The following is a 4,456-nucleotide window of genomic DNA, read 5'->3' on the forward strand; positions in this document are numbered from 1 at the left end:
CCCCCGGCGCCGACGCCCTGCGCGGGGTGCTGGTCGCCGTCCTCGACTCCGGCGTCGACGACACCCACCCCGACCTGCGCGCCGCCGTCGACCCGAGGAGCTCCGCCTCCTGCGCCGACGGCCGCCCCGACGCCCGCACCGGATCCTGGCGCCCCGACGCCGGGGTCGGCGGCGACGGCCTCGGCACCCATGTCGCCGGGATCGTCGGCGCCGCCCGGGACGGCCACGGCGTCAGCGGGGTCGCCCCCGGTGTGCGGATCGCCGCCGTCCGGCTGCTCGGCCCGCTCGGCCAGTACTACGCCGAGAACATCGTCTGCGGCATGCTCTGGGCCGCCGACCACGGCGCCCGGGCGATCAACAACAGCTACTTCGCCGACCCCTGGAAGTACAACTGCCCCGACGACGCCGACCAGGCCGCGTTGACCGCCGCCGTCGGCCGGGCCGTCGCGTACGCCCGCCGACAGGGCGCCGTGGTGGTCGCCTCGGCCGGCAACGACGCGCAGGACCTCGGCGCCGCCCGCACCGACGAGCGCAGCCCCAACGACCGCACCAGCGGGCCCCCGCGCTCCCGCGAGCTCGGCCCCGAGTGCCTCCGGCTGCCCGGTGAGCTGCCCGGCGTGGTCACCGTGACCGCCGTCGACCGCGACGGCCGCCCGTCCGCCTACACCAACCACGGGCGCGGCCGGGTCTCGCTGGCCGCCCCCGGCGGGAATCCGGACGGCGGCTCCCAGGGGGCGGTGGTCTCGGACTGGCCCGGCGAGCGGTACGCCGCGCTGGCCGGGACCTCGATGGCCGCGGCGCACGTCACCGGAGCGGTCGCGGTCGCCGCCGCGCTGCACCCGGACTGGGACGCCGACCGGCTCGCCGCGCTGCTGGCCACCACCGCGGACGCCGCCTGCCCGCCCCGGCCGCAGGTCTGCGGCGACCACGAGTACTACGGCGCCGGGGCGCTGGCACTGCCGCGCTGAGCCGGCGCCCGGGAAAACCGGGTGACGGGCCGGGGCGGGCGGGCGAGGATCGGGGGATGGACGTCTTCCTCACCACCGAGCGGCTGGTGCTGCGCCGCTTCACCGCCGCCGACGCGGACGCCCTGGTCGAGCTGGACGCCGACCCGCGGGTGACCCGCTACCTCACCGGCGGGCGGGCCACCCCGCGCGAGGTGGTCGAGTCCACCCTGCTGCCGCTCTACCTCGACCACTACCGCCGGTACGGCGACCTCGGCTGGTGGGCCGCCGAGGAACGGGCGGGCGGGGCCTTCCTCGGCTGGTTCGAGTTCCGGCCGCCGGACGGCGACCGCGCCGAGGTCGAGCTGGGCTACCGGCTGCGCCACCCGGCCTGGGGGCGCGGCTACGCCACCGAGGGCGCCCGGGCGCTGATCCGCCTCGGCTTCACCGGGCTCGGCGTCGAGCGGGTGGTGGCGTACACCATGGCGGTCAACGCCGGCTCGCGGCGGGTGATGGAGAAGGCCGGGCTCTCGTACGTGCGGACCTTCCACGAGGCGTACCCGGAGCCGGTGCCGGGTAGCGAGCACGGCGAGGTCGAGTACGCCCTGGCGGCGGCCGACTGGCGCCCCTGAGCGGGGACGTCCGGTCGGTCCGGCGGTCCGGGATACTGGTGGGCATGAGGCTGACGGAGTTCTGGCGGCGGATGTACGAGCACTTCGGCGAGGTGTACGCGGAGTCCTTCGCGAGCGACCACGTGATGAGCGAACTCGGCGGGCGGACGGTCCGTCAGGCGCTGGAAGCGGGCTGGGAGGCCAAGGACGTCTGGCGGGTGGTCTGCGACACCCAGGGCGTCTCCCCGGTGCTCCGCTGACCGGACCCGGGTCCGGCCGCCGCCGGTGACCGCCCGATGCTCGAACGCGCGTCGGGCATGGGTCAGACTGTGCGGGTGGCAAGCAGTGCAGAACAGCAGAATTCGGACAGGTCGGCGCAGGTCGCCGACGAGGCCGCGGGCCCTACGCCCGCCTCCCCGCCCGCTCCGCCGTCGGGACCGGGGCCGGCCCGCACCGCGGGGGGCGGGCTCTGGAATTCCGGGATGCCGCGCTGGCTGCCCCGGGCGATGGTGCTGGCGCTGGTCCTGGTCGGGCTGTTCCAGCTCGCCGACTGGGCCTTCCACCAGCTGATCGACCTCTTCGTGATGCTGCTGGTCTCCTTCTTCCTGTCGCTCGCGCTGGAGCCGGCGGTGGACCGGATGGCGGCCCGCGGGGTGCGCCGCGGCGTCGGCACCTTCCTGGTCTTCATCGCGGTGGCGATAGCGGTCGGCGGGTTCCTGACCGCGCTCGGCACCCTGCTGGTCGACCAGGTGGGGAAGATCGCGGGTGACCTCCCGCACCTGCTCGACAACCTGATCGGCTGGGTCAACCGCACCTTCAACCAGGAACTCTCGCTGGACGAGCTGCAGAAGAAGCTGCTCAAGGACTCCGGCGCGATCGAGAGCTACGCCCAGTCGGCCGCGGACAACGTCTGGGGCGTCTCCTCGACCCTGATCGGCGGGCTGTTCCAGGCGTTCACCGTCGGCCTCTTCACCTTCTACTTCACCGCCGACGGCCCGCGGGTGCGGCGGACCGTCTGTTCGATGCTGCCGCCCGCCAAGCAGACCGAGGTGCTGCGCGCCTGGGAGATCGCGCTGGCCAAGACCGGCGGCTACCTCTACTCCCGGGCCCTGCTCGCGGTCGCCTCGGCGTTCGCGCACTGGGTGATGTTCGCGCTGCTGGACCTCCCGTACGCGGCCGCGCAGGCGGTCTGGGTCGGTGTCATGTCGCAGTTCGTGCCCACCATCGGCACCTATCTGGCGGGGGCGCTGCCGGTGCTGGTGGCGCTCACCACCGACGAGCCGGTGGACGCGCTCTGGGTGCTGGTGTTCGTGGTGGTCTACCAGCAGATCGAGAACTACCTGCTGCACCCGCGGATCACCGCGAAGACGGTGGACGTGCACCCGGCGGTGGCGTTCGGCTCGGTGATCGCGGGCGCCGCGCTGCTCGGCGGCGTCGGCGCGCTGATCGCCATCCCGGCGGCGGCCACCCTGCAGGGCTTCGTCGGCACGTACGTCCGGCGGTACGAGGTGACTGATCCGCGGATCGACCGCGGCGAGCAGCGCCGGCAGCGCCGGGAGCTGCGCCGGGAGGCGGCGCGCCGGCTGCGGCGGATGGTCGGCGGGGACTCGGACCGGAAGTAGCCGGGGCGGGACCGGCCCGGTGGCGGGACCGGGACCCGGGGTCGATCATGGCTCGAACCGCATAGGCTTGATTCGAACACGTGTTCTTTGTACTCTCCGGCGCAGAGTTCTCCCCAGGCGGAGCCGGGTCGGAGCCGATTGTCGGTGGGACGCGCTAGCGTCGAGAACGATGAAGCGCACAGCACAGAACCCGAGGGTGGAAGCCATGGCAGGTACGGACCGCGAGAAGGCCCTTGAGACGGCGCTCGCCCAGATCGAGCGGCAGTTCGGCAAGGGCTCGGTGATGCGCCTCGGCGAGAAGGCCAACGAGCCGGTCGAGGTGATCTCCACCGGGTCCACCGCCCTGGACGTCGCCCTCGGGGTCGGCGGCATCCCGCGCGGCCGGGTGATCGAGATCTACGGCCCCGAGTCCTCCGGCAAGACCACGCTGACCCTGCACCTGGCGGCCAACGCCCAGAAGGCCGGCGGCACGGTCGCCTTCGTCGACGCGGAGCACGCGCTCGACCCGGAGTACGCCAAGAAGCTCGGTGTGGACACCGACGCCCTGCTGGTCAGCCAGCCGGACACCGGTGAGCAGGCCCTGGAGATCACCGACATGCTGATCCGCTCCGGCGCGATCGACCTGGTGATCATCGACTCCGTGGCGGCGCTGGTGCCCCGCGCGGAGATCGAGGGTGAGATGGGCGACTCGCACGTCGGTCTGCAGGCGCGTCTGATGAGCCAGGCGCTGCGCAAGATCGCCGGTGCGCTGAACCAGTCGAACACCACCGCGATCTTCATCAACCAGCTGCGCGAGAAGATCGGCGTGATGTTCGGCTCGCCGGAGACCACGACCGGTGGCCGGGCGCTGAAGTTCTACGCCTCGGTCCGCCTGGACATCCGCCGGATCGAGACCCTGAAGGACGGCACCGAGGCGGTCGGCAACCGCACCCGCGTCAAGGTCGTCAAGAACAAGGTCGCCGCGCCGTTCAAGCAGGCCGAGTTCGACATCCTCTACGGCGTGGGCATCAGCCGCGAGGGCGGCCTGATCGACATGGGCGTCGAGCACGGCTTCATCCGCAAGTCCGGCGCCTGGTACACCTACGAGGGCGACCAGCTCGGCCAGGGCAAGGAGAACGCCCGCAACTTCCTGCGGGACAACCCGCAGCTGGCCGACGAGATCGAGCGGAAGATCAAGGGCAAGCTGGGCATCGGCCCCAAGGTCGAGGAGCCGGCCGACGCCGCGGCGGGTGCCGCCGAGGGCGCGGCCAAGCCGATCACCGCGACCGCCGCCAAGACG

Annotated in this window: 5 protein-coding genes; all 5 read left to right on the forward strand. The window is 73.1% G+C overall.

Translation table 11 applies throughout. The annotated features are described in order from the left end of the window. Positions 1-968: S8 family serine peptidase (locus ABD308_RS30765; RefSeq protein ID WP_344342304.1), on the forward strand; the 968-nt coding region annotated here is incomplete at its 5' end. Positions 969-1,024: 56 nt separating this feature from the next. Next, the gene (locus ABD308_RS30770; RefSeq protein ID WP_344342306.1) at positions 1,025-1,576 is read left to right on the forward strand and encodes a GNAT family N-acetyltransferase; all 552 of its coding nucleotides are present in this window, start codon (positions 1,025-1,027) and stop codon (positions 1,574-1,576) included. 44 nt (positions 1,577-1,620) lie between these two features. Continuing rightward, positions 1,621-1,815, forward strand: a complete 195-nt coding sequence (locus tag ABD308_RS30775; RefSeq protein ID WP_344342308.1) for a DUF3046 domain-containing protein — start codon at positions 1,621-1,623, stop codon at positions 1,813-1,815. A gap of 222 nt (positions 1,816-2,037) precedes the next feature. Next, complete coding sequence (locus ABD308_RS30780) at positions 2,038-3,177, forward strand: AI-2E family transporter (RefSeq protein ID WP_344342309.1); 1,140 nt, start codon at positions 2,038-2,040, stop codon at positions 3,175-3,177. A gap of 205 nt (positions 3,178-3,382) precedes the next feature. Then, positions 3,383-4,456, forward strand: a 1,074-nt coding sequence (gene recA / locus ABD308_RS30785) for a recombinase RecA (RefSeq protein WP_344342311.1), incomplete at its 3' end; no start/stop codon positions are given.

Source organism: Kitasatospora putterlickiae (assembly GCF_039527695.1).
Taxonomy (GTDB): Bacteria; Actinomycetota; Actinomycetes; order Streptomycetales; family Streptomycetaceae; genus Kitasatospora; species Kitasatospora putterlickiae.

Coding starts and splice junctions, on each gene's coding strand:
- ABD308_RS30770 (WP_344342306.1), top strand. CDS start 1,025: ATGGACGTCTTCCTCACCACCGAGCGGCTGGTGCTGCGCCGCTTCACC.
- ABD308_RS30775 (WP_344342308.1), top strand. CDS start 1,621: ATGAGGCTGACGGAGTTCTGGCGGCGGATGTACGAGCACTTCGGCGAG.
- ABD308_RS30780 (WP_344342309.1), top strand. CDS start 2,038: ATGCCGCGCTGGCTGCCCCGGGCGATGGTGCTGGCGCTGGTCCTGGTC.